17 protein-coding genes are annotated in these 23,758 nt (G+C 65.8%); 6 read left to right on the forward strand and 11 right to left on the reverse strand.

Annotated features, from left to right (window positions below; genetic code table 11):
- Window positions 1-41 precede the first annotated feature (41 nt).
- The 5 genes from RUGAMON1_RS02750 to RUGAMON1_RS02770 all read left to right on the forward strand — a co-directional run bounded on the left by RUGAMON1_RS02750 (window position 42) and on the right by RUGAMON1_RS02770 (window position 7,091).
- On the forward strand, window positions 42-2,318 hold the full coding sequence (locus tag RUGAMON1_RS02750) for a TonB-dependent receptor (protein ID WP_445229045.1): 2,277 nt from the start codon (window positions 42-44) through the stop codon (window positions 2,316-2,318).
- 9 nt (window positions 2,319-2,327) lie between these two features.
- A complete protein-coding gene (locus RUGAMON1_RS02755) occupies window positions 2,328-3,305 on the forward strand; it encodes a fatty acid desaturase (RefSeq protein ID WP_445229046.1) in 978 nt (325 codons plus the stop codon).
- Window positions 3,302-4,090, forward strand: coding sequence for a phosphate/phosphite/phosphonate ABC transporter substrate-binding protein (locus RUGAMON1_RS02760; protein ID WP_445229047.1), 789 nt, complete (start codon window positions 3,302-3,304; stop codon window positions 4,088-4,090). The genes RUGAMON1_RS02755 and RUGAMON1_RS02760 overlap by 4 nt, the downstream gene beginning before the upstream one ends.
- A gap of 152 nt (window positions 4,091-4,242) precedes the next feature.
- On the forward strand, window positions 4,243-5,952 hold the full coding sequence (locus tag RUGAMON1_RS02765) for a methyl-accepting chemotaxis protein (RefSeq protein ID WP_445229048.1): 1,710 nt from the start codon (window positions 4,243-4,245) through the stop codon (window positions 5,950-5,952).
- A gap of 116 nt (window positions 5,953-6,068) precedes the next feature.
- Window positions 6,069-7,091, forward strand: coding sequence for an aldo/keto reductase (locus RUGAMON1_RS02770; RefSeq protein WP_445229049.1), 1,023 nt, complete (start codon window positions 6,069-6,071; stop codon window positions 7,089-7,091).
- Here RUGAMON1_RS02770 and RUGAMON1_RS02775 read toward each other — a convergent pair.
- The 5 genes from RUGAMON1_RS02775 to cyoD form a co-directional block, all read right to left on the reverse strand.
- The gene (locus tag RUGAMON1_RS02775) at window positions 7,088-9,172 is read right to left on the reverse strand and encodes a TonB-dependent receptor (protein WP_445229050.1); all 2,085 of its coding nucleotides are present in this window, start codon (window positions 9,170-9,172) and stop codon (window positions 7,088-7,090) included. The genes RUGAMON1_RS02770 and RUGAMON1_RS02775 overlap by 4 nt on opposite strands.
- On the reverse strand, window positions 9,114-9,620 hold the full coding sequence (locus RUGAMON1_RS02780; protein ID WP_445229051.1) for a DUF6702 family protein: 507 nt from the start codon (window positions 9,618-9,620) through the stop codon (window positions 9,114-9,116). The genes RUGAMON1_RS02775 and RUGAMON1_RS02780 overlap by 59 nt, the downstream gene beginning before the upstream one ends.
- Window positions 9,617-11,986, reverse strand: coding sequence for a M1 family metallopeptidase (locus RUGAMON1_RS02785; protein ID WP_445229052.1), 2,370 nt, complete (start codon window positions 11,984-11,986; stop codon window positions 9,617-9,619). The genes RUGAMON1_RS02780 and RUGAMON1_RS02785 overlap by 4 nt, the downstream gene beginning before the upstream one ends.
- Window positions 11,987-12,099: 113 nt before the next feature.
- Window positions 12,100-13,620 carry a carboxylesterase/lipase family protein gene (locus RUGAMON1_RS02790; RefSeq protein ID WP_445229053.1) on the reverse strand — a complete coding sequence of 507 codons (1,521 nt, stop codon included), beginning with the start codon at window positions 13,618-13,620 and terminating at the stop codon, window positions 12,100-12,102.
- Between the two features lie 94 nt (window positions 13,621-13,714).
- The gene (gene cyoD, locus RUGAMON1_RS02795; protein ID WP_445229054.1) at window positions 13,715-14,071 is read right to left on the reverse strand and encodes a cytochrome o ubiquinol oxidase subunit IV; all 357 of its coding nucleotides are present in this window, start codon (window positions 14,069-14,071) and stop codon (window positions 13,715-13,717) included.
- A 134-nt stretch (window positions 14,072-14,205) separates the two neighbouring features.
- On the opposite strand from cyoD, the gene RUGAMON1_RS02800 reads away from it, so the two are divergent.
- Window positions 14,206-15,621 (forward strand): aminotransferase-like domain-containing protein, encoded by a 1,416-nt coding sequence (locus RUGAMON1_RS02800; protein ID WP_445229055.1) that lies wholly within the window; start codon window positions 14,206-14,208, stop codon window positions 15,619-15,621.
- Window positions 15,622-15,628: 7 nt separating this feature from the next.
- Here the strand turns inward: RUGAMON1_RS02800 and RUGAMON1_RS02805 are convergent, their stop codons facing one another.
- The 6 genes from RUGAMON1_RS02805 to RUGAMON1_RS02830 all read right to left on the reverse strand — a co-directional run bounded on the left by RUGAMON1_RS02805 (window position 15,629) and on the right by RUGAMON1_RS02830 (window position 23,703).
- Window positions 15,629-16,348, reverse strand: a complete 720-nt coding sequence (locus RUGAMON1_RS02805; protein WP_445229056.1) for a PEP-CTERM sorting domain-containing protein — start codon at window positions 16,346-16,348, stop codon at window positions 15,629-15,631.
- A gap of 88 nt (window positions 16,349-16,436) precedes the next feature.
- Window positions 16,437-18,116, reverse strand: a complete 1,680-nt coding sequence (locus RUGAMON1_RS02810; RefSeq protein WP_445229057.1) for an alkaline phosphatase family protein — start codon at window positions 18,114-18,116, stop codon at window positions 16,437-16,439.
- Between the two features lie 97 nt (window positions 18,117-18,213).
- On the reverse strand, window positions 18,214-21,771 hold the full coding sequence (locus RUGAMON1_RS02815; RefSeq protein ID WP_445229058.1) for a pectinesterase family protein: 3,558 nt from the start codon (window positions 21,769-21,771) through the stop codon (window positions 18,214-18,216).
- Between the two features lie 28 nt (window positions 21,772-21,799).
- The gene (locus tag RUGAMON1_RS02820; RefSeq protein ID WP_445229059.1) at window positions 21,800-22,405 is read right to left on the reverse strand and encodes a VPLPA-CTERM sorting domain-containing protein; all 606 of its coding nucleotides are present in this window, start codon (window positions 22,403-22,405) and stop codon (window positions 21,800-21,802) included.
- 231 nt (window positions 22,406-22,636) lie between these two features.
- Window positions 22,637-23,155, reverse strand: a complete 519-nt coding sequence (locus RUGAMON1_RS02825; RefSeq protein ID WP_445229060.1) for a GNAT family N-acetyltransferase — start codon at window positions 23,153-23,155, stop codon at window positions 22,637-22,639.
- Entirely contained in the window at window positions 23,143-23,703 is a 561-nt protein-coding gene (locus tag RUGAMON1_RS02830) for a helix-turn-helix domain-containing protein (RefSeq protein ID WP_445229061.1), read from the reverse strand. Before RUGAMON1_RS02830 ends, RUGAMON1_RS02825 begins: the two co-directional genes overlap by 13 nt.
- Window positions 23,704-23,758: the final 55 nt, after the last annotated feature.

Below are 23,758 nucleotides of genomic sequence, written 5' to 3' on the forward strand. Positions count from 1 at the left end.
CCCCTGAGAGACATGACTTAAGGGAACAGATGGATAAGCAAGTGAAAGCGTCCTGCGCGTTGGCGCTGTGGTCGGTTGGCGCGCTGGCCGCCGCGCAGGCGGCCGAGACGGAAGTGGGCACGGGAAAAATCGAGCGCGTCGAGGTCACCGCCACGCGCTCGGCCGGCGCGGTCGATGTGCAGCAGGTGCCGGCGGCGATCACGGTGCTGAAGCCGGACAGCCTGACGCGCTACGGCCAGGGCAACCTCAACGATATCGCCAGCCTGGTGCCGGCCATGTCGGTGCAGCAGCAGGCGCCGGGCGTCAACAACATCACCATGCGCGGGCTGGTGGTGCGCGGCATCGTGCCGTCCGAGGTGCAGGATTCGTCGCTGGTGGCGGTGTATATCGACGACATGCCGGTGACGCTGAAATCGTCCAATCCCGACCTGAAGGTGCTGGACCTGGAGCGCATCGAAGTGCTGCAAGGGCCGCAGGGCACGCTGTTCGGCGCCGGCGCGATGGCGGGCGCGGTGCGCCAGATCACGCAAAAACCGGAGCTGGGCGAGCTGTTCGGCACGGCGGAGGCGGTGGGCTCGAACACCTCCGGCTTCGGCGGCGCCAACCGCAACCTGCGCGGCATGGTCAATCTGCCGCTGAAGGCCGATGTGCTGGGCCTGCGCCTGACCGGCTACACCGGCACAGATTCCGGCTATATCCGCAATCAACTTATTGGCAGCAGTACCTTCGGCAACACCACCAACGACGTCTCCACCAACCAGGGCCGCGCCGCCCTGCGCCTGCGCGCCTCGCCGGACCTGCTGATCGACGCCAGCGCCACCGCCTCCAACATCAAGGGCGGCGTCAACGACGCCTATGCGGGACTGGCGCCGTTCACCACCATCGCCTTGCTGCCGCAGACCAGCAACGACAAGCTGCAACTGTATAACCTGGGCGTCAGCTATGACCTGGGCGGCGCCCAGCTGGTGTCGTCGACCTCCTACCTGCACCGCGACACCCTGTACGTGACCTCGGCCCAGTATCCGGCCACCGCCTTCATCTTCGGCGGGAAAAATCCGCTGATGCAGGCCGCCTACACGATCGGCAACGCGGTCAAGGATTTCGCGCAGGAGTTCCGCCTCAACTCCAAGGGCTCCGGCCCGCTGAAGTGGACCGCCGGCGCCTTCTTCGAAACCGGCAAGCGCAATACGCGCCAGGACGAGCCGACCACCGGCTTCGACGAACGCTTCGCCGCCACCCACAACTTCCCCGGCTATAACTCGCAGGCCAACGACCTGGCCTTCAATCCGAACGATTTCTTCTCCGGCACGCAGAACACCAAATCGCGCCAGCTGGCCTTGTTCGCCGAAGGCACGTACACGGTATGGGACAAGCTGGACCTGACGGCCGGCCTGCGCCTGTTCAAGGGCACGCAGGACTTCGACCTGCGCTTCACCGGCCTGTTCGGCAACCTGGTCGGCGCGACGCCGTCGGCGCCGGTCGGCCAGCCGGAGCTGAGCGACAGCAGCGCCACCTCGCGGGGCGCCAACCCGCGCTTCGCCGCCGCCTACCATGTCGATGCGGACCATACGCTGTATGCCTCGGTGGGCAAGGGCTTCCGCTACGGCGGCAACAACCAGCCGGTGCCTTTCAACTTCTGCGGCGTGAACGCGCCGGCCACCTTCGCGCCGGACAGCCTGTGGAATTACGAAGTCGGCTCGAAGAATACGCTGCTGGAGCAGCGCATGACTTTCAATGCCAGCGCTTATGTGATCGAGTGGAAGGACGTGCAGGTGTTTAACAAGCTGCCGTGCACCTACTACTTCACGCAGAACGCCGGCAAGATCCGCAGCGAAGGCCTGGAGCTGGAAACCGCCTTCAAGCTGACGCGCCGCGCGTCGCTGGGACTGAGCGCCGCCTACAATCACGCCTACGCCACCCGCACCGTGGTGACCGGCATCGCCGCGCAGAACATCCCGGAAGGCAGCCGCGCGCCGTATGCGCCGCGCCTGTCCGCCACGGCGACGGCCAGCTATTCCGTCCCCGTGCGCGGCAACGACGAAGTGGGCATCGCCGCCAGCTATGCCTACCATAGCGACGCCTACACCAACTTCGCGGCGGCGCAGGGCAGCTATGCGCAGATACCGTCGTCGAACACGGTCAACGCCACCGTCACCTACAAGACGGGCGCCTACGAGTTCGGCCTGTTCGGCACCAACCTGACCAACGGCGCCAAGATCAGCGACGTCACGCCGAACACCATCGCCATCCAGCCGGGGGATACCTTGTTCATGGTGCGTCCGCGCACGCTGGGCTTGCGCGTCAAGGCGCGCTTCTGATCGCCCGCGATGGATTCCCCCAGCCTGAAACAGCAGCGCTCCGAGTACGTGGACGCGTTTCAGCGCGCCGAAGTGGCGGCCGAGCGCGGGCGCCTGCTGTGGCGGGGGGAGTGGCCCACCTGGCTGCTGATCGCCGTGATCTACGGCGGCTGGCTGCTGACGCTGACGTACTGGCGCCGGATCGGCGACGTGCCGGCCACCTTGCTGATGATCTGGTGGTGCGCCTGGTATATGTCGCTCCAGCATGAGCTGATCCACGGCCATCCGACGCCGTGGGCCTGGGTCAACCGCCTGTTCGGCTATGCGCCGCTGGCGATCTGGTATCCGTACCGGCTCTACCGCGACAGCCATCTGCGCCACCACATCGACTTTCACCTGACGATGCCGGCGCTCGACACCGAGAGCTACTACGTGTCGCCCGCCGTGTGGGCTGGCCTGGGCAAGCCGGTGCGGCTGCTGTACTGGTTCAACAAGACCTTCTGGGGACGGCTGCTGGTCGGCCCGGCGATCGCCGTCGCCGCCGCGTGGAGCGAGGCGCTGCGCCAGCCCCTGCGCGGCGAGTGGCGCAACGTGCCGATGTGGCTGATCCACTTCGCCATGCTGGGGGGGCTGCTGTGGTGGGTGCATGCGGCGTTCGGCATGTCGCCGCTGTACTACGTGCTGGCGATCTCGTATCCGGCGCAGTCGCTGACGATGATACGGTCCTACTACGAACATCGCCCGGCGGCGGAGCACAAGCAGCGCATCGTGCTCAATGAGGCGGGCTTCGTGTTCCGGGTGCTATTCCTGAACAATAACCTGCACCTGGTGCACCATGACCTGCCGTCCTTGCCGTGGTATCTGCTGCCGCGCGTGTACCACGCGCGGCGGGCGGCATACAATACGCGCAGCGGCGGCTTCCATCTGCACGGCTATGGAGAGCTGATGCGCCGCTTCGGCTTCACCCCGGTCGACGCGCCGGTCCACCCGAACATGCCCGACACATGAACTGGAAATTCGCCCTGCCGATGTACAACGTCTCGCCGCGCCTCCAGCACGGATACGAGGCGCTGCTGCTGGCGCTGGCCGACGCAACGGGCGTGCGGGCCGAATTGGCGCGGCCGGCAGACCTGCCGGCGTTCTGGCGGCAACCGGACGTGCTGCTGAGCCAGACCTGTGGATATCCCTACTTGACACAGTTGCGCGACCATGTGACCCTGCTGGCCACCCCGTGCTTCGACTTTCCCGGCTGCGAGGGCAGCGACTATTCCAGCTTCATCGTCGCGCGCGAGGGCGGCGGCATCCGCAGCCTGGCCGATGCGCGCGGGCGCGTCGCGGCGGTCAACGATCCGCAATCGAACAGCGGCATGAACGTGCTGCGGCACGCCGTGGCGCGCTGGTCGCTGGATGGGCGCTACTTCGAAGCGGTGAAGTGGTCCGGCAGCCACGCGGCCAGCCTGCGCATGGTGCGCGAAGGCGCGGCCGCGATTGCGTCCATCGATTGCGTGACCTTCGGCTATCTGATGCAGGAAGACCCCGCGAGCCTGCAGGGTTTAACCATTTTGCAGCATTCGGCGCCATCTCCGGGATTGCCCTGGGTTGCAAACAGCAAGGCGCCGCCGGAGTTGACGGCGCGCTTGCGTGCCGCCTTGCTGAGCCCCACGCCGGCGCTGCGCGCGCTATGCGACAGCCTGCGTATCCGGGGCTTCGAGCAGCGCAGCGACGCCGATTACGGCCGCATCCTGCAGATCGAGGCCGAGGCGCAAGCGGCCGGGTATCCAGCCCTGGCTTGACGGGGTTGCGAATTGCATGCGTTGCGTTTTAGTAGCAATGCGGCGGAAATTGTCGCTTAGTTATTTTGCGGTAATACCGTTCCGCTATACTGGCCCATGGCCGCACAGACGGCTGGCTCTTTCCTCACTCCTCCACACTATGGACAGTCACCATGACTATTACAAAGCGCTTGATCTTGACTCTGTCATTGGCGTTGCTCGCGCTGATTTTCGTCGGTATTACCGGCCTTACCCAACTGTCCCGGGCGCAGCAGCGCCTCGACATGGTGCAAACCCGTTTGATCCCCAGCATCGCCGGCTTGAACATGGCCAAAGGCTACCTTGCTGATAGCCGCCTGGCCGGCTACCGCCTGTCGGTGTTCTCCAACCTGGCCGACAAGACTGCCCTGGACAAGGCCTACAACGAGGCCCACGCCAAATTTGACGAAGTCATCGCGACCTATGAAAAGGAACGCATCTTCGACGACACCGACCGCAAGATGCTGGAAGCGGACAAGGCCAACATGGCGGCCTACCGCCAGGCGCTGATTCCGTTCCTGGCCGGCGCCCACGCCGGCGACATGGACGCGGTGCGCGCCACGCTGCTGGCCGGCACGCCGCTGGCGCTGTCCGCCGGCGCCGTCAAGAAAGGCTTCGACGACCATATCGCCTACAACAATAAGCTGATCAGCGACGTGCGCGAGGAGAGCGACGCCGCCTACAAATTCGCCTTCCGCCTGATGGTGAGCGCGGTGGTGCTTGGCCTGCTGGTGACCGGCGCGCTGGCGTGGCAGCTGTACGTCATCATCAAGGGCAGCCTGGCGTCGATCCGCGATACGCTGGAAGACGTGAGCCAGTCGCTGGACCTGACGCACCAGATCAAGGTCGAGCGCATGGATGAAATCGGCCACACCGCCGTGGCGTTCAACAAGCTGCTGGAGCAGATCGCCGGCGTGATCGACGCCGTGCGCGCGTCGACCATCGCCGTCGGCACGGCCTCGCAGGATATCGCCAGCGGCACCGGCGACCTGTCGCAGCGCACCTCGTCGCAGGCGGCGGCGCTGGAGCAGACCGCGGCCAGCATGGAGCAGCTGACCTCCACCGTCGGCCAGAACGCCGACAACGCCCGCCAGGCCAACCAGCTGGCGCGCTCGGCGTCGGACGTGGCGGCGCAGGGCGGCACGGTGGTGGAGCAGGTGGTGGTGACGATGGGATCGATCAACGAATCGTCGCGCAAGATCGTCGACATTATTTCGGTCATCGACGGCATCGCCTTCCAGACCAACATCCTGGCGCTGAACGCTGCGGTGGAAGCGGCGCGCGCCGGTGAACAGGGCCGCGGCTTCGCGGTGGTGGCCACCGAGGTGCGCAACCTGGCGCAGCGCTCGGCCGCAGCGGCCAAGGAGATCAAGGCGCTGATCGACGATTCGGTGGAGAAGGTCGGTTCCGGCACCAAGCTGGTGGAGCAGGCCGGTACGACGATGCAGGAAGTCGTCGCCAGCATCAAGCAGGTGACCGACATCGTCGGCGAGATCAGCGCGGCCACGCAGGAGCAGAACGACGGCATCGCGCAAGTCCACCAGGCGGTGACGCAGATGGATCAGACCACGCAGCAGAATTCGGCGCTGGTGGAAGAAACCGCCGCCGCCGCGCAGACCCTGCGCGACCAGGCCGACAAGCTGGAACAAGTGGTCAGCGCGTTCAAGATCAACGCCTCGGCTGCGGCGTATGCGCCGCCGAAGCGCCCGGTGCGCGCCGCCGCGCCGGTGGTCGCGACGCTGCCCAAGGCCCCGCGTCCCAAGCCCGCCGCCCAGCCGGCAGCCGCGCCGAAGAAGCTGAAGGTCAGCGCGGCCGCCAGCAAGGACGAGTGGGAAGAGTTCTGATTAAGACGCGCCCCCCGAGCCAAGGCGGGGTCTGACCCCTCGGGGGCAGACCCCTGGCTGGCGGTGCGGGGTTGCTTTTTAAGCTAGAATCCATATTCATATTATGGAGGGTAGCGATGGAGCATAACCGTCTCGGAAAATCCGGCTTGCGCGTGCCGGAACTCAGTTTTGGCACCGGCACTTTTGGCGGCGGCAACGACTTCTTCAAGGCCTGGGGCAGCACGGATGCCGGCGGCGCCGCCCGCCTGATCGATGTCTGCCTCGAACACGGCGTATCGATGTTCGATTCCGCCGATGTTTATTCGGACGGACTGGCCGAGCAGATCCTCGGCCAGGCCATCAAGGGCAAGCGCAACCGCCTGCTGATCTCCACCAAAGTCACTTTCCCGTCCGGCCCCGGCGCCAACGACTTCGGTTCGTCGCGCCAGCATCTGATCGCCGCGGTCGACCAGTGCCTGCAACGGCTGCAAGTCGAGCATATCGACCTGCTGCAATTGCACGGCCAGGACAACAATACCCCGGTCGAGGAAACGCTGTCCACGCTGGACCAGTTGGTCCGCTCGGGCAAGGTGCGCTATATCGGCGGCTCCAACTTCTCCGGCTGGCACATGATGAAATCGCTGGCGGTGTCGGACCGCTACGGCTATCCGCGTCACGTCGCGCACCAGGTCTACTACTCGCTGCTGAACCGCGACTACGAATGGGAGCTGATGCCGCTGGCCGAAGACCAGGGCGTCGGTGCGATGGTCTGGAGCCCGCTGGGCTGGGGCAAACTGACCGGAAAAATCCGCCGTGGCCAGCCGGCCAAGCCGGGCACGCGCGCGCACGATATCGCCGGCACCGGCCCTGGCTTCGAGGAAGAGCGCCTGTTCCGCATTGTCGATGCACTCGATGTCGTGGCCGAACAGACCGGCAAGACCATCCCGCAGGTGGCGCTGAACTGGCTGCTGGGGAAGAAAACCATCTCCAGCGTGATCATCGGCGCGCGCGATGAGCAGCAGCTGATCGACAACATCGGCGCCACCGGCTGGCGCCTGAGCGCCGAGCAGAACGCGCTGCTGGAGCAGGCCAGCGATGTGTCGCCGGCCTATCCGGTGTGGCACCAGCGCGGCTTCCCGATGCTGAACGAGCGTGGCTAGAAGTTCTTAACCAGCGTCGCCCGCAGCGAGCGCGATTCGATCGGGTGGAAGTGGATGTCGCTGACCGGCGCCGCTTCGCCCTTCAGCTGCGACGGGTAGTAGTAGTCGATGGCGGAGTCGCGGCGCTTGGTCAGGTTGAAGGCTTCCAGCTCCAGCGTCAGGCCCTTGCGGATCTTCCATCCGAAACGGGCGTTCAACGTCAGGCTGGACTTGGAGCGCACGCTGTTGTCCTCGATCAGAGGACGCGGTCCGAAATAGCGCAGCTTCAGCGAGCCCGAATAAGGACCGCCATCGTCCACGGTCAGCGCCAGCTGGCCCGTGCCTTCGATGGCGCCGGGGATATGGTCGCCCTCCGGCGCGCCTTCCAGCTTTTCATCGCGCGAACGGGCGCGCGCGTAGGCCAGGTCCAGGTCGACCGACAGCCATTGCAGCGGCTTGTAGTAGTTCGACAGTTCCACGCCGTAGCGGCGGCTCGGCCGCCCCGCCTCGGTGGTGCCGGCGTCGCCGACAAAGCTCAACTCCGAATCGAAATCCAGCCGGTACACCGACAGCGACGATTGCAGGCCGGGCAGCCAGCTGCTGCGCGCGCCCAGCTCCATGCCGCGCGAACGCACCAGCGGCGACACCTTGTCGACCGCCGCGCCGGTCTTCGGATCGATGCGGATGGTGGCGCCGCGCGCGTCGTTGCTGTGGAAGCCGTTGCCGATGTTGGCGTACAGTTCCACCGTCTGCCACGGCCCGTAGATCAGGCTCAGGCTCGGACTCACCAGATGGTCGCCGGCCTTGCCGGAGTTAGCCGCCAGACCGCTGCGGACGTCGAAGCGGTAGCTGTCGAAGCGCGCGCCCGCCACGGTGCGGAAGGCGCTGTTCCAGCGCATGCTGTTCTCGACGTACATCCCGGCGCTGGATTCGACGATGTGATCCCGCCGCACCACAGCCAGCGGCTGGCGCGCCTGCGTAGTCAGCAGGCCGTTGAAGATATTATCGTTTTGCAGCTGGATGCCGATGGTGGTGGCGCTGTCGCCGCCGGCCATGTGCTGGTGCCAGCTGTGGCTCGCGTTGACGCCGCTGGTGACGCGCCTGTCCGGCTGCGCGAACTGGTCGCCATGCACCGGGTCGTCCATGAAGTAGGTGAAGTTGGAATACAGGTCCAGCTGGTTGGCGATGACGTAGGCGTTGACGCGGGAGGCGCTGTCCTCGCTGGTGCGGCGCCAGCCGCCGGAGAGACTGTAGCGGTGCGACTTGCCGCCGTCGGTCGGATCGATGGCGTCGCTGCGGCCGATCCGGCCGTCCTGCACCGCGCGCAGCGGGATCTGGTCGGTCGAGTTCCAGTCGGCGCGGTAGGCCATCAGGCTGACGTTGAAACCGTTGTTGGCATAGCCCTCGCTGTAGCGCAGCACCGCGTTCAGTTTCTGGTAGTCGTCCGGGTGCGTGTAGGGGCCGTCGTTGTGCAGCACCTCGATCGCATACAGCAGGCTGCCTTCGCCGGCCTCCAGCGAGTCGGCCAGCAGCGCGCGGCCGTAGCCGTTCTGGCCGGCCGACACGCTGGCCACGCCTTGCAGCAGGCGGTTGGCATACACCACCGACGCCGTGCCGGCCGAAGCGAAATCACCGTCGCCGGCGGAGTAGGGCCCTTTCTTGTAATCGAGCCGCACCGCCAGTTCCGGGATCAGGAAATTCAAATCGGTCCAGCCCTGGCCGTGGGCGTGGCTGCGCTGGTTGACGGGCATGTCGTCGACGCTGGTGCGCAGGTCGGTGCCGTGATCGAGGTTGAAGCCGCGCAGGTAGAACTGGTTGGCCTTGCCCTCGCCGCTATGCTGGCTGACGATCAGGCCGGGCGCCGCTTCGAGGATTTCGCCGGGGCGGTAGACGGTGCGCGCGGCCAGCTCCTGCTGCGAGATGCTGCCGGCGCTGGCGGCATCGGCCACGCCCAGCTGGCTGCCGCGCGAGCCTTCGATCAGCACCCGTTGCAGGATCTGGTCGTCGGCCTGCGCCGAGCTCAATGCCAGCAACAGCAGATATTTAACGGGTGGTTTGATCGGCGCTGCCTTGATCGAAGATGAGAGTCTGGACGGGGCCATCGGCTTGCAGGTTGACGGTGTTCTTTTGCGATGGCAGGAAGTCTATCAGCAAGGCGTTGTGGATGCGCGTGGCGCGCGCCAGCTTCCTGCCTTCGATCTCCTGGAAGATGACGACGCTGTCGGCGTCCGCCTTCACGCCGACCCAGTGCAGCGGCAGGCGCTGGCGGTCCGGGCCCTCCAGGTAGAACTGCCGTTCGACGTAGCGGCGCAGCGGCGCCTCGCTGTCCGCCTGGCCGAGGTCGAAACTGCGGCCGTAGAGATTCGTCAGCAGCAGCGCCACATCGTGCGCCGTGTAGGTGTGGACGATCTCGGTGTTGCCGGTGCGGTCGTTGTAGCTGATGTCGGCTATGCCCATGTGAAAATTATGGGCGTTCGCCGCCGCGCCGGCCAACGCCAGCACGGCAGCTGCGATCAGGCGTGAACCCAGGCCTAGGGCGCGCGGCATCATTCGGCCGACGAGTCCTTGGACGACTTGTCGCCCTTGCCCTTGAGCGGCGTATTGAAGTCGCGCATCAGGTTGTTGCGGTCACGCTCGGTCTTGAACAGCTCCATGCGCGACTGCGTGACCTTGCGCGGCCAGCTGTTGTTGCTGGTGTCGATGTCGGCGGTTTCCCAGAACGGATCCTGGGTCAGGCCCACCATCGGCTCGTCGGTGACGATCAACTTGGTGATCTTCTTCGGCGAGTAGCGCCATACCTCGGCCGGGATGCGCTCGATGTACTTCTTGCCGCTCTTGAGTTCAATCTCCAGGATCAACGGCATCACCAGGCCGCCGACGTTGGAGAAGTCCACCAGGTACAGGTGCTTGCCCTGGTCCAGCAGCTTCTTCTCCCACGGCTCCAGCTTCTCGATCGCTTCGGCGTAGCTGTTGCGGTCCTTGTTGGTGACGGTGAACTCGTCATGTTCGTTGTAGAAGTCCTTCAGCTCCGGATGGGCGTCCAGGCGCTTGGGCAGCGACTTGTTGAGCTGCTCGGAAATCGACACCGGCTGCGCTTCCTTCTGCGCCTTCTTCCATGCCTTTTCCTTTTCCGGGTCCTTGGTGCTCACGCCGTATTCGCTGATGCCGTCGATGCTGATGTCCACCGCGTCGGTGGTGTAGAACCAGCCGCGCCAGAACCAGTCAAGGTCGGTGCCGGAGGCGTCTTCCATGGTGCGGAAGAAGTCGGCCGGGGTGGGGCGCTTGAACTTCCAGCGGCGCGCGTATTCCTTGAAGGCGTAGTCGAACAGGTCGCGGCCCAAAATGGTCTCGCGCAGGATGTTCAAGCCGGTGGCCGGCTTGGCGTAGGCGTTGTTCCCGAACTGGAGCAGCGACTCCGAGTTGGTCATGATCGGCACCTGGTTCTGGCTGCGCATGTAGTCGACGATGTTGCGCGGCTCGCCGCGGCGCGACGGGTAGTTGTCTTCCCACGCCTGTTCTGCCAGGTACTGCACGAAGGTGTTCAGGCCTTCATCCATCCAGGTCCACTGGCGCTCGTCCGAGTTGATGATCATCGGGTAGTAGTTGTGGCCCACCTCGTGGATGATCACGCCGATCAGGCCATACTTGGTCTGCTGCGACCAGGTGAGGGCGCCGGTCTTCTTGTCCTTGGCCGGGCGCGGGCCGTTGAAGGAGATCATCGGATACTCCATGCCGCCGACCGGCCCGTTGACCGAGATCGCGGTCGGGTAGGGGTAGTCGAAGCTGTACTTGTTGTACTGGTCGATGGTGTGGATGATGGCCTGGGTGCTGTACTTGCCCCACAGCGGATTGCCTTCCTTCGGATAGTAGGACATCGCCATCACGTTGGTGGCATCCTTCTTGAAGCCCTGCGCATCCCAGATGAACTTGCGGCTGGAGGCCCAGGCGAAGTCGCGCACGTTGGCGGCCTTGAAGTGCCAGGTCTTGGAGGCCTTGCTGACGGATTTCTCGGCCTTCTCGGCTTCCTCCTGCGTGACGATGACGACCGGCGCGGTCGCGGTTTTCGCCCTGGCCAGGCGGTCGCGCTGCGCCGCGCTCAGCACGTCGTCCGGGTTTTGCAGTTCGCCGGTGGAGGCCACCACGTGGTCGGCCGGCACGGTCAGCTGCACGTCGTAGTCGCCGAATTCCAGCGTGAATTCGCCCGAGCCCAGGAACTGCTTGTGCTGCCAGCCCATCACGTCGTAGTAGGCCGCCATGCGCGGATACCATTGGGCGATTTCGAACAGGTCGTTCTTGTCATCGTCGAAGTGCTCGTAGCCGGAGCGGCCGCCCAGCACCTGCTGCTCGTTGATGTTGTAGGACCAGTCGATATTGAAGGCGAAGCTCTGGCCCGGCTTCAGCGGCGCCGGCAGGTCGATGCGCATCATGGTGCGGTTGATGGTGTACTTCAGCGGCTGGCCGCCGGCGGCCACCGACTTGATGTTGTAGCCGCCGTCGAATTCGCGGCCGGCCAGGATGCCGCGCATGCCTTCGAACTTGTAGCCCTCTTCCGGCGTGTGCGCCTTGGCCCATGCTTCGCGCGAAGGCTGCGTCAGCATCATGCGGGCGTCGGAATCTTTTTTGTAGATGTTCTGGTCGAGCTGCACCCACAGGTAGCTCAGCGTATCGGGCGAGTTGTTGTGGTAGTTGATTTGCTCGCTGCCGGTGATGGCGCGTTTGGCTTCATCGAGCGTGGCGCGGATCGTGTAGTCCGCGCGCTGCTGCCAGTAGGCGGCGCCGGGTGCGCCGGAGGCGGTGCGGTAGGAGTTGGCGGTGGGGAGAACTTCGTCCAGCTGGCGGAACTTGTCGTCGAACGGCTCCGCCGCAAATGCGGACGCCGTCAAGCAAAGGGCGATGAAGCCGATACTCTTGCGCATAGTTTGTATTCCTGATGATTTCCCGAACAAAGGAAGCTAGTGTATAGCAACTTTTCAAAGAATTACCATGCGATACAATAAAATACAAACTAAGTGGCAGTTTTCATTTTTGCTTATTTGCTGACCCGCTGCTGGTCCTGGAAAGCGTGGTGGGCGTCGTCGGTGGCGCTCATCGCGGCCGACGGCAGGTCCAGCCGCATCAGGCGGGAGCCCTTGCCGCTGCTGGCGCGCGGCCATTCCGGCAGGCCTGCGCCGTTGGGGTTTCCGGTCTTGATGAAGTTGGCGAAGTAGGCCTGCATCTGCGCCGACAGCGCGTGGTCGCCGGCGCTCCATGCATACACTTTATTTGTCTGCAGGTTACCCAGCGCGTATTCGATTTCGACCGAATGGCCGGCGCCCGTCTGGCCCGGACGCGGGTGCGAATAGTAGTAGCGATAGACCGGCTGGCCGCTGGTGCGCGCGTGGGTATCGATCCACTTCCAGGTGCCGTGGGCGATGAACAGGTCGCCGGCGAGATCGGTGGCGGCCTGCATCACGTCGCCGCTGTAGGCTTGCTGCGCGGCCGGGGCGCGGTCTCGGTACATCGTTTGCAGCATCTTGTGGAAGTTCTCCGGCGTCGGCTCGGCTTCGCCCAGCACCTGCTTGTAGTAGCCCTCCTGCGAGTTCCATCCGGCCAGCAGCGGCACCTTGGCCTGCTGGCCCGCGGCGTAGATGTCGACCGGGCTGCGGGGCAGCACATAGCCGTCCTGGATGGCGGCGAGCCATGGCGCGTCCGGCCGCTTCAGGGTGTCCAGCAGCTGTTGGGCGGGCATGGCGCGCAGCGCGGCCAGTTTGGGCGCGCCGATTTTTTCGGCGAAGTCGGCGCCTGTCTTTTCCGCGATCGCCAGCGGCAGCGGGGCTTCCAGGCCGAGCAGCGAACCGCTCTCGCCGATGGCGCCGGCGATCAAGTCCTTGGCCAACGGCGACATCATCTGCGCGCTGACCGACCACGAGCCGGCCGATTCGCCGGCGATGGTGACGCGCGCGGGATCGCCGCCGAAGGCCGCTATGTTCTTCGCCACCCATTGCAGCGCCGCCGCCTGGTCCATCAGGCCGTAGTTGCCGGAGGCCTTGTGCGGCGATTCGGCCGTCAGTTCCGGGTGGGCCAGGAAGCCGAAGATATTGAGCCGGTAGTTGACCGTCAGCGTGACGATGCCTTTGGCGGCCATGCTCTCGCCGTCGTAGCGCGGTTCGGAGCCGTCGCCCGCCGCGAAGCCGCCGCCGTAGAAGTACACCAGCACCGGCAGCTTGTCCTTGGCCGACTTGGCCGGCGTCCAGACGTTCAGGTAAAGGCAGTCTTCGCTGACGCCGTCGGAGCGGAACACCATGTCGCCGAACAGCGGCAGCTGCATGGCGCGCGGACCGAAGTGGTCGGCCTTGCGCACGCCCTGCCATTTCTGCGCCGGCTGCGGCGCCTTCCAGCGCAAATCGCCGACCGGCGGCGCCGCGAACGGTATCCCCTTGTACGATTTGACGCCGGAAGCCTCCAAAGTGCCCTCGACCACGCCGGTGGCGGTGGTGGCGCGTGGCGCGGCCGCGAAAGAGGGAGCGGCGATCACACTGAAAGCAGCCAGCAGCAAACCGTATTTATTCATGTCGTCATCGTGGAAGTTGAATGTCGACGCCCACTATAACTGGAAGCACTTCCACCTGTGATAACTTATTTACGATTTGCCATGCCAATCTGATCTACCCATGGAAGTATGCCGCCCGCTGCGGCGACATATCGGTTGGCATCATGTTGATGTTCGCGTTGTGCATGACGCACAGCGAGCCGGCCACCACGATCACGATCAGCAGCGCGGTGCAGATGAAGACCGCCGTGTTCTCGCGCTGATCCTTCGCCGCGCCCATGTGCAGGAAGTAGATCAGTTGCGCCAGCAACTGCGCCACCGCCAGCACGACGATGGACACCAGCCGCATGTCCGGCGGGATTACGCCGGACATGACGGCGCTGAACGATGCCAGTGCCAGTAGCGCGGACAGGGCCAGGCCGAGCCCATGGCTTTGCAGGCCGCCGTGGGAAGAGGTGTGATGTGCTTTCATGTGAACTCCCGCAGGTAGACAAAGGTGAAGACACAAATTCAGACCAAATCCAGGAAGTGCCAGAACAGACTGAGGCATGAATGTCGGGTTTTCAGGCATACTAGCGGCAAGCAAAATCCATACATATGGAAAAAATGTCGCAGTCAAAATCCATACAAGATGAAAGCCATGCGATCGCCTGGATAGGCCGGTTCGCCCAGCACTCCGGGCCGCGCTACCTGCAGATCGCCGATTTCGTCGAGCAGGCGCTGGCCGACGGCCGCCTGAAGCCGGGCGACCGCCTGCCGCCGCAACGCCGGCTGGCGCAGCTGCTCGACGTCGACCTGACCACGGTCACGCGCGCCTACGACGAGGCCAGGCGCCGCAATCTGCTGGAGGGGCGGGGCGCGCGCGGTACCTACGCTGCCGCGCCCAAGGTGGAGCTGGCGCAGCTGCTGGACCTGAGCATGAACATCCCGCCGCCGCCGGCCGGCGTCGACTTCGACGACCTGCTCAAACAGGGACTGGCGCAGGTGCTGCTGCGCACCGACAGCGGCCTGCTGATGAACTACCACCTGGGCGGCGGCAGCCAGGCCGACCGCGCAGCCGGCGCCGCGTGGCTGGCGCCCATGCTGGGCCGGGTGGACCAGGAGCAGGTGGTGGTGTGTCCCGGCGCGCAAGCCGCGCTGGCGGCGCTGATCCTGACCTTGAGTCGCCCGGGCGACACCATCCTGGCCGAACCGGCCGTGTATCCCGGCCTGCGCGCGGCCGCCGCGCAGCTCGGGCGGCGCGTGGTGGCGGTCGAGGTGGATGCGGCGGGCATGCTGCCGGACGCGCTGGAAAAAGCCTGCGGCAAGCAGCGCGTGGCGCTGCTCTACCTGAACCCGACGCTGCAAAATCCGACCACGCACACCATGCCGGCCGCGCGCCGGCGCGAGATCGCACGGGTGACGGCGCGCTGCGGCGTGCAGGTCATCGAGGACGATCCCTACTGGCTGCTGGCCGACGCTGCGCCACCACCGCTGGCGCATTACGCGCCGCGCCAGGTCAACTATATTTCGACGTTGTCCAAGTGCCTGGCGCCGGGCTTGCGCACGGCCTTCGTGCTGCTGTCCGATCCGCAGCGGCGCGAGGCTTTCATGACGGCGCTGCGTTCCTTCGTGCTGATGTCCACGCCGTTGACGACGGCGCTGACCACGCAGTGGATACACGACGGCTCGGCCCAGCGGCTGCTGGCGGGCGTGAAGGAGGAGGCGCGCAAGCGCCAGGTGATGGCGCACCAGCTGTTGGCCGGCAAGGTAGAGGCAGGGGCGGGGGCTGGCGCGGATGGCATCCATGTCTGGCTGCCGCTGCCCGCTTACTGGACCGCGCACGAACTGGCGCAGGCGGCGCAGGCCGAGGGCCTGGCCGTGACATTGTCGGAAGCGTTCTACGCGGGCCCGCGCCCGCCGAACGTGATCCGTATTTCATTGGGCTCGATCCGCGACAGCCGCCATTTGGCGGCCGCCTTGCGCAAGCTGTCGCAGCTGCTGGCGCGCAAGCCGTCGTCGCGGCATCAAGCCCTGGTCTGAACCCGGATCAGCCGCGGCGCGCGCGGCGGCGCGCCAGGCCGATCAGGCCCAAACCGCCGAGCAGCATGGCGTAGGTTTCCGGTTCCGGTACCGCGGCGATGGTGCCGTTGACGGCGAAGGGCAGCTCCACCGACAAGCCGCTGCCGGTTTCCTCCAACGTGGCGAATGGATCGCCGCCGGTCGATTGCGCGGCGTTGCCTTCACGGGCGTCGGACGTAGGCGGCTGCCATGGACCGGAAGCGGCGGTGCCTGCCAGGCCCCAGGTCAGCCAGTAGTGGCCGGAAGCCAGCGTGACGTCGGTGATGTCGGCGTTGACCGTGTAGATGGCGCGCTGCTTGTTTGTGAGCGTGCCTTCGGTGACGCGATAGCCGGCCAGGCCGCCATTGGTAACGCCGGTGGTGCCGGAGGCAACCACGGTGCCCGAATTGACGTCGCTACCCGAGACGATGCTCCAGGTGGCCGAAGTGAAGCTGAAGCCGTTGGCGCCGGTCTGGTAGCCAAAGAAGCTCAGGCTGGAGACATTCCAGCTTTTGCCCGCCGTGACATTGAAATCGTCGGCAACGAAATTGCCCGCACCGCTTTGAGCGCCGAAGCCGTAGGTGGAGGCGTCCTGGCCGATCACGGAGACACCGGTGGCATCGACCACCGGTCCGTTGTTATACAACTCGCCAGCGTTGGTAACACCGGCGACCAAAGCGAGTACTGCGAATGCGATTTTGTTCATCATTTCCCCATCTCTGTTGTAAGAAATGCAAAAATAACACCATTCGCCATTGTTGCCAATAAATTATTTCAAATATGCAAATTACATTCGATTAACGCAGCGTTTCCGTCAGCACCCGGCCCTCGGAACCGGCCGGCGGCCGCACGTGCAGCAAATTGGCCAGGGTCGGCGCGATGTCGACCACTTCCGCATACTGGCCGTAGGCGCCCGGCTTGATCCAGCGTTTGCCCATGATCAGCAGCGGCACATTGGTGTCGTAGGCGTACGGCGAGCCGTGCGAGGTGCCGCTGGTGCCGCTGCCGAAGTACCAGTAAGGCTTGGTGACCACCATCAGGTCGCCCGACGCTTCGCGGTTCCAGGCGCGGCGCATCAGCGTGGCGATGCGGGTGGTGTTGGCGGCGCCGCTTTCGAGCTGGGTGCGGGTGTAGGCTTCGACGATGCCGTTCTGCGCCAGCAGGTAGCGGGCGGCGGCGGTTTCCACTTCCTCGCGTTTCAGGCCGCTCTTGTCGATCTGCGCGTAGTCCAGGTGGATGTTGGGCAGCGACCAGGCGCTCAGCAGCTTGGCGCCGTCGAATTTTTCCGACAGGTGCTTGTCCAGCGCGGCCATCAGCTTGTCGCCGTCGATGCGCTGGGCGTCGATGTGCTGGGTCTGCGAGAACTCGGGCGTGTTCGGGAAGCCGTGGTCGGCGGTCAGCACCACCAGCACGTTGTCCATGCCGACGCGCTTGTCGAGGTAGTTGAAGAAGTCGCCCAGCATGCGGTCCACGCGCTGCAGGTGGTCGTGCGACATTTTGCTTTCCGGGCCGAAGGCGTGGTTGACGTAGTCGTGCGCCGACAGGCTCACGCCCAGCAGGTCCGGCACGCCGGCCGGATTGCGGCCGAGGTTTTCGCCTTCCACCGCGGCGCGCGCGAAGTCCAGCGTCAGCTGGTCGAGGAAGGGGCCGGTCTTCAGGCTGTTGTAGTAGCCGGCGTCGATCTGGCCGCTTTCGCTGTAGTAGGCGTAGGGCAGGCGGTTGTGGCTGCCCGGCTTGACCTGGTTCAGGTCTTCGCTGGCGTCGCCGGCGTAGGCCGCTTCGGGCAGCAGCGGCGTCCACGACTTGCCGTAGTAGCGGTCCTGCGGCTTGGTCGCCTGGTATTGCTGGACCCAGGCCGGATGCGCTTTCATGTAGAAGGTGCTGCTGGCGAAGTTGCCGCTCTTGTCCATGTACATGTAGGCGGTGCCGGTTTTGCCGGCCAGCAGAATCGCGCCGCGGTCCTTGCCGGAGACGGTGACCACCTTGCTGCGGCTGCCGGTGGCGTAGCGCAGCTGGTCGCCCAGCGTGTCGACTTTCAGGCGGGTCGGCGCGGTGCCGTCGCTCGGCTTGGTCTCTTCGCCGATGTAGGTGTAGTTGCTGTCTTCGGTGCAGTACACGGATTTCTTGGTGACCGGGTCGATCCAGTTGTTGCCGATGATGCCGTGCACATACGGGTAGGCGCCGGTCAGCACGGCGCTGTGGCCGATCGCGGTGACGGTGATGCCGTGCGCCTGGTGCGCGTTGCTGAACGACGCGCCCTGGTCCAGCATGCGACGTAAGCCACCTTGGCCACCCTGGCCGAACTGGTCGCGATAGCGCTGCACCTGCTCGTTCGGCAGGCCGTCCACCACCAGCACCACCACCAGTTTCGGCAGGGCCGAGGCGGCGCTGGCGGCAGGGGCGGCGGCATGCGCGGCGCTCAGCGCCAGGCAGGAGGTCGCGATTACGAGTGCGGGCAGGGACAGTTTCTTTGTCATGTTGGGTCGTCGTCAGGTTGGGAAGGATCGTCGGCGCACAGCCTACCATGCGCCGGCGATATCCTACCCCATCCTTGTGACGGCTCGATGACAAACACTAGGGCTGCGGGTTCCAGCCGGCGCCGCCGTTGTAGGCCGCGAACACCTTGGCGCGGTCGGCGAAGCCGGCCGCCACGTCGCTGGCGCTCAGCTGGAAGCCGCCGACGCGCGCCGCCAGATTGATCGGCGCGCCGGCCAGCGTGGTGCTGCCGTATTCGCGCCAGCCGCTGGCGGCGGTCGGCGTTACCGGGTTGGGGGCCGGCTGGCCGTTCACGCCGGCGCCGGCCCAGCCGACGGTGGCCACGTGCGCGTCCATCCTGGTGTTGATGAAGGCGACGTTGTCCCAGGTGGCGGTGCCGCCCGGGCTGCGCGCCAGGTAGGTCGAGCCGGCCGGCACGTCGCCATGCTGAGGGCCGGGACCGGCGCCGTGCGTCAGGCTGCTGTTGAGGAAGACGTAGCCCTTGTCGGTGGCGTTGGCCACGCGCGCTTGCAGCACGTAGCCGCCGCTGCCGGCGTTGGCGGTGTCGCCCACCGAGCGGATCTCGCTTTCCTCGAACAGCGCGGCGCGGCTGCCGCCCCAGATGAAGTCCACATTCCCCGCCACCAGCGAGTGATAGAACCAGGCGTAGCCTTTCAGGTTCAGCGTGTCCTGCTCGCTGTAGAAGTTGGCGTTCTTTGCCAGCAGGCGGCCGCTGTCGGTATTGAAGTATATCGTTTCCGCCTGGGCCGAAATGGCGCCCGAGCGCAGCGTGGTGTTCTTCAATGTCAGCGTGTCGAGGGTCAGCATGTCGGCCGCTTCGACCAGCATGACGGCGCGGCCGCCGGCTGGCGTGGCGCTGTCGCCGTTGGCCTGGCTGCTGCCGGAGCCGGTGTTCAGCGTGTCGTAGTTGGCATACTGGATCACGGCGCCGTCGCGGCTTTCGCCGGCCAGGGTGAGGTTGTTCTTGCCGCGCAGGTAGAGCAGCTCGTTGTAGGTGCCGTTGCGCACGGTGATGGTCAGCGGATCGTTGGCGGCCAGTTCCTTCATCGCGTAGTTCAGCGCCGCCTGCACGGTGTTGAAGTCGGCGTCGTCGGCGGCGCCCACCGTCAGGCTGGTGCTGCCGGCGGCCGGGCCGGCGGCGCGCGTGGTGAACCACCAGTCGCCCAGTTTGCCGATGCCGGCGAACGGTACGCCGCCCAGCGTGGCGCCGTTGAACACGCCGTTGGCGACGGCGACGTAGTATTCGGTGCCGTAAGCGAGCTTGTTGCTGTGCGGTTTGATCGTCACCGTATTGCCGCTGATGCTGACCGGCGTGGTGTTGACCTTGCGGATGGTCGGCTGTCCGGCATAACCCAGGATGTCGGTCTCGCCGGAGAGCCGGATCACATCGACCAGCGCGTCGTCGCTCTTTCGGAAGATGCGGATGCTGCCGCCGCTGCCCAGCGTCGGCGGGGTGTCGAAGGTCAGCCTGAGCGAGGCGTCGATGTTGGCGCTGCCGGCTTGCGCGGGCAGGGCGGCGCCGGTCAGAGGATAGGTTTGCGTCGGCTGCACGAACTGCGGGCTGATGGTGGCGGCGATAGTGCGCTGCAAGGTCGGATCGGAATCGCTGGTGATGACGATGCTGGCGCTGCCGGCGCCCACCGGCGTGATCGTCAGCAGCGTGCCGTTGATGGAAACCGCCGCCACCGCCGGGTTGCTGGAGCTGGCGCTGAAGCCGTCCAGCGCGCCGTTCGGCTTGACGGCGGTGACGCTGACGCCGAGCGGCGCGTCGCCCACTTCGGCCGCGTAGCTGGGCGAGGATGGATTGAGCGTCAGCTGCGAAGGCTTGAGCGCCGGATCGCCGATGCGCACGTCGTCGATCTGGAACGATTTGTTGGCCGTGTACAGGCCGACCCTGCCACGCTCCGCGAAGGCGGCATCGGTCACGGTGCCCAGCGCTTCGCCGTCCAGGTAGATGGTCAGCGAGCTGCCGATCATTTCAAAGCGCACCGTGTAGAACTGCGCGTCCATCGCGATCGGCTTCTTCACCTGCTTGGGGCGCGACAGCGAACCGGCCAGCATCCTGGCGATTTCCACCTGCGTGCTGGCGGTGCTGCTTTGCACATTGAGGCCGCCGCCGTACCAGTTGGCGGCGTCCTTGTAGCGGGTCACCAGGTACAGCTGCTTGTTGCCGGTGGTGCCGTTGGTCAGGGGCTTGATGCGGGCCTCGACGTAGTAGTCGGCGGACGGCACGCCGCCCAAGGCCGCAGGTTTGAGTAACGCCAGCACGCCGCCGGTGCTGGCCGCCGTGTACTGCATCACCAGGTTGGCGCCGCCCACGCTTTCGGCCTTGACGCTGAAGCTGCCGTTGGCGCCGGCCACCGGCAGCAGGTCCCAGTTGGCCGCGCCGCCGTTCTGGAAGTCGTCGCAGAAATACAGGCCGGACGGCGGGCAAGTCAGCATCACGCTGACGTCGGGCGTGACGTTGCCGCTGCCGCTGATGGCGGTGCTCAGCTTGCCGCCGCCGGCCTGCGCCAGCGCGTTGGCCTTGACCAGCGCCAGCGGCCGCGCCGCGTAGGCGTAGGGCACGGTGTAGGCGACGCTGTTCGGCGTCGAGCAGCCGGCCAGCGGCGCGCCGTTCAGCATCGAGCCGCTGTCCTTGAACGCGCCCGGCACGGTGCCGCCGATCGGTTCGACAACGTCGTCGCAACGCAGGGTACGCGGGCCGGCGATCTCGAACACATTGTTGTTGGACAGGATCTGCGCCGCCTGGCCCACGCCTATGCTGTATTCGTAGGGGTAGGCCGGATGCGATTTGCTGCCGACGAAATAGTTGTTGTACACGTGGACCTGGCCGTAGCGCACGCGCGGCGCGCGGCTGACGATGTCGCGGAAGACGTTGTTGCTGAAGCTGACGTGCAGCTTGCCGCTGTCGGCGGAGGCGCTGTCGCTGGAGCCGATCAGGTTGTTCTTGCGGTGCTGGCCGAAGACGTTGTACGACACCGTCACGTAGTCGGAGGCGTTGGTGATGTCGAGCGCGCCGTCGTGGCACTGCTTGGGCTGGCCGTTCTCGATTGGCAGCAGGTCGTCGCTCATGGCGCCGTCAGTGAAGGTGTTGTGGTCGATCCAGATGTGGTCCGAGCCGCTGACGCCGATGCCGTCGTAGGCCGAGTTCCAGTTGCCGATCGCGCCGTCGCTCGGGTCCCAGACCGGGCCGACGTCGCAAGGGTTGACGATCTTCAGGTTGCGGATGATGACCTGCGAGACGTTGGCGACCACGATGTGGCCGTTGACGATGCCCGACGCCGCGCCGTCGCCGATCAGCGTGGTGTTGCTGGGCAGGCGTATCAGGCCGCGTATCGCCTGGTCGCCGGTGTTGGCGTAGGGCACGCCCTCGCTCATGTCGATGGTGCCGCTCAACTTGATGATCTTGGGCGCGGCGCCGCCGTGCTTGATGGCCGCCAGCAGTTGCACGCGATTGGTCGCGGTGTAGATGTTGGACGACAGCGCCGTGGCGCCGCCGCTGGTGCCGCCGGCCATGGCGGCAAAGCCGTCGGCGGGCGCGGTCTGCAAGGCGACGTCGGGCGATGCCGCCTGGGCGGACAGTGCAATGAGAAGGGACAGGCGTAGCGCCGCCCTGAAACTGTAGCGTTTCATATGGTGCTCCTTGGATGGTGAGGGCGGTTTAGTGCTGCGGCTTGCGGCGGCGCGCCATGGCGCCCAAGCCTGCGAGTCCGGCCAGCAGCATCCAGCCGGCGGCCGGTTCCGGCACCGGCATCGCTTGCAGGACGATGGCGGTTTCCAGCGCGTTGAAGTCGCCGTTCCAGTTCACCGCGCTCAGGTCGATGGCGATGGCATGGCTGTTGACGATGGTCAGCACCGGCGTGCCGCTGGTGGCGCCGCTGTCGACAACGCTGAAGCCGGCGATGGGCGCGGCCAGCGTGGCGCCGAAGTCGAAGGTTGCGCTGTAGCTGCCGCCGCTGACCGGGCCGTTGTTGAGGATGGTCAGGTGGCCGTCGGCCGAGAAGTCGAAGGCCAGCAGGTAGTCGGCGCTCAGGAATTCGGCGCCGGGAGTGTTGGGATCGAGGCCGCTGACGTTGCTGCCCGGTTCGGCGTTGAAGCCGTGGTCCAGGCCCAGCATGCCGGCGGCGTCGCCGTTGTAGCTGGCGCTGATGACGGCGTTGTGCAGCGGAGCGGCCGCCTGCGCGCTGCCGCCGGCGAGGGCCAGCGGCAGGGCGATACAGGCGGCAGAAGTGGCGGCCGCCACGGCTTTGAGTAAGTTGACGTGCATTTTTGTCTCCAGATATTGAGTTGCATAACGCCGGTCTGCGCCGGTCGCCGGTCGGCACACCTCGCGTATGCCGTGCCACCGCGAGGAGGGCGCGGGGAGCGCCGAGCTCGTGGTTGGTCAAAAATCTGTGTAATGCGGGAAGAGGGTGGTGCTGTGGTCAATTGGTCAGCCAATTCTACGGTGGCCTGACCAATTAATCAAGGTGGACTGTCCAATAAGGTGGCGTGAGGGTCACAAGCGCATGTGCATGAAGGTGGTGGGCCCAAGCGTGCCGTCGGGCAGGGCGGCGTAGTCGGGCACCACGCCGGTGACGGCGAAGCCCAGCTTTTCATACATGCCCTGCGCAGGGAAGCCGGTGCAGGTATCGAGCACCAGCAGCTTGCAGCCCAGCGCGCCCGCCCGCGCCAGCGCATGCCGCATCAGCGCCTGGGCGATGCCTTGCCGGCGCGCGCCGGAATGGACCAGCATCTTGGAAATCTCCGCGCGGTGGCGGCCGTTGGGCAGGCGGCACAATACCAGTTGCACCGTCCCGCACAGCGCGCCGTGGTCATCATGCGCGATGAACAGCAGCCGTTCGCCGCTGTCGACCTGCGGCGCCAGCGCCAGCCAGAAGGCCTCGGCTTCTTCTTGTGAACAGGGCAGCAGGAAGCCGACGCTGGCGCCGTGCAGCACGCAATTGCGCAGCACGTGCGCCAGCTCTGTGGCATGCCGGCGCAGGCCGGCGGCATCGAGTTGGGTTATGGTGGACATAGGGCGATCAGGTAGCGGGCCGGCGACGGCCCTGGGCAGAAAAAGCGCGTGGCGCCGAACAGGTGAAAACGCAGGCAATCGCCCGCCTGCAGCTGATGGGTGACGCCGTCGAGCGTGTAGTCCAGCGCGCCCTCCAGCAGCCACAGGTGCTGCTCCATGCCGGGCACCGGGGCGCTGTCGTAGTCGATGCGGGCGCCGGGCGGCAGCCAGCCCTCCACCAGTTCGACGCCGTAGCCGCGCGCCGGCGGCGACACCATGCGCCGCCGGAAACCGCTGGCGGGGTCCTGCCATAGCGCCTGGTCGGCGGCGCGCAGCAGCTCGCCGGGCTGCGATTCGGCCTCGGCGATCAGGCGCGACATCGGCAAGCCGAACACGGCGCACAGCTTGCCCAGCAGGGCGGCGGTGGGACTGGTCTCGCCGCGCTCCAGGCGCGACAGCGTGGCGCGGCTGATGCCGCTGGCGCCGGCCAGCTCGTCCAGCGACAGTCCGCGCTCCACGCGCAGGGCGGCCAGGCGCTGGGCCAGGCGGGATTCGATCTCGTTTCTCATAATCGAGAATATATCTCTATTGTGAGATGGTGGCAAGGCCGGTCCGCTGATTTAT

This window comes from Duganella rhizosphaerae, assembly GCF_040364205.1.
Taxonomy (GTDB): Bacteria; Pseudomonadota; Gammaproteobacteria; order Burkholderiales; family Burkholderiaceae_D; genus Rugamonas; species Rugamonas rhizosphaerae.

What these genes read in the sequence shown, in the direction of transcription:
- RUGAMON1_RS02805 (WP_445229056.1), bottom strand. Translation starts at nt 16,348, where the DNA reads ATGATGAACAAAATCGCATTCGCAGTACTCGCTTTGGTCGCCGGTGTT.
- RUGAMON1_RS02825 (WP_445229060.1), bottom strand. Translation starts at nt 23,155, where the DNA reads ATGTCCACCATAACCCAACTCGATGCCGCCGGCCTGCGCCGGCATGCC.
- RUGAMON1_RS02815 (WP_445229058.1), bottom strand. Translation starts at nt 21,771, where the DNA reads ATGAAACGCTACAGTTTCAGGGCGGCGCTACGCCTGTCCCTTCTCATT.
- RUGAMON1_RS02810 (WP_445229057.1), bottom strand. Translation starts at nt 18,116, where the DNA reads ATGACAAAGAAACTGTCCCTGCCCGCACTCGTAATCGCGACCTCCTGC.
- RUGAMON1_RS02780 (WP_445229051.1), bottom strand. Translation starts at nt 9,620, where the DNA reads ATGATGCCGCGCGCCCTAGGCCTGGGTTCACGCCTGATCGCAGCTGCC.
- RUGAMON1_RS02800 (WP_445229055.1), top strand. Translation starts at nt 14,206, where the DNA reads ATGTCGCAGTCAAAATCCATACAAGATGAAAGCCATGCGATCGCCTGG.
- RUGAMON1_RS02755 (WP_445229046.1), top strand. Translation starts at nt 2,328, where the DNA reads ATGGATTCCCCCAGCCTGAAACAGCAGCGCTCCGAGTACGTGGACGCG.
- RUGAMON1_RS02790 (WP_445229053.1), bottom strand. Translation starts at nt 13,620, where the DNA reads ATGAATAAATACGGTTTGCTGCTGGCTGCTTTCAGTGTGATCGCCGCT.
- RUGAMON1_RS02830 (WP_445229061.1), bottom strand. Translation starts at nt 23,703, where the DNA reads ATGAGAAACGAGATCGAATCCCGCCTGGCCCAGCGCCTGGCCGCCCTG.
- RUGAMON1_RS02785 (WP_445229052.1), bottom strand. Translation starts at nt 11,986, where the DNA reads ATGCGCAAGAGTATCGGCTTCATCGCCCTTTGCTTGACGGCGTCCGCA.
- RUGAMON1_RS02765 (WP_445229048.1), top strand. Translation starts at nt 4,243, where the DNA reads ATGACTATTACAAAGCGCTTGATCTTGACTCTGTCATTGGCGTTGCTC.
- cyoD (WP_445229054.1), bottom strand. Translation starts at nt 14,071, where the DNA reads ATGAAAGCACATCACACCTCTTCCCACGGCGGCCTGCAAAGCCATGGG.
- RUGAMON1_RS02775 (WP_445229050.1), bottom strand. Translation starts at nt 9,172, where the DNA reads ATGGCCCCGTCCAGACTCTCATCTTCGATCAAGGCAGCGCCGATCAAA.
- RUGAMON1_RS02760 (WP_445229047.1), top strand. Translation starts at nt 3,302, where the DNA reads ATGAACTGGAAATTCGCCCTGCCGATGTACAACGTCTCGCCGCGCCTC.
- RUGAMON1_RS02770 (WP_445229049.1), top strand. Translation starts at nt 6,069, where the DNA reads ATGGAGCATAACCGTCTCGGAAAATCCGGCTTGCGCGTGCCGGAACTC.
- RUGAMON1_RS02820 (WP_445229059.1), bottom strand. Translation starts at nt 22,405, where the DNA reads ATGCACGTCAACTTACTCAAAGCCGTGGCGGCCGCCACTTCTGCCGCC.